Origin of the sequence: Mesorhizobium sp. GbtcB19, from assembly GCF_019091085.1 — a bacterium.
Taxonomy (GTDB): domain Bacteria; phylum Pseudomonadota; class Alphaproteobacteria; order Rhizobiales; family Rhizobiaceae; genus Mesorhizobium.
This window is the reverse complement of sequence record NZ_JAGXJY010000263.1, coordinates 1-266: the sequence shown is the minus strand read 5'-3', so window position 1 is coordinate 266 and position 266 is coordinate 1. Positions and strand designations below refer to the sequence as shown.

1 pseudogene is annotated in these 266 nt (G+C 62.8%); it reads left to right on the top strand.

Going from position 1 to position 266, the window contains the following annotated elements:
- Positions 1-266 (top strand): annotated as a pseudogene (locus KVT37_RS32285) (hypothetical protein); the annotation flags it as partial.

Genomic DNA, 266 nt, shown 5'->3' with positions numbered 1-266 from the left:
ATATGTCGACGTGTTCTCGGTCGACATTCTTGCAGCTCGGGCCGAGCTCACCATGCTCGCCGACCAGGCCAGCAACGCGACGATAGCAAGAACCGAACTCGGGCACCCGACATCCGATGCCATTGCACAGCGGCTGGACGCCTATCTGGGGCGGTTGCGCAAGGAAGGACGCGGTGTGCCCGTTTGGCCGGATGATGTGAGCGTCGTCAGCAAGGAGCGGCCCCGCGTCAATTATGGCTACATGGCTCTGCGCATCGGATGCCGCG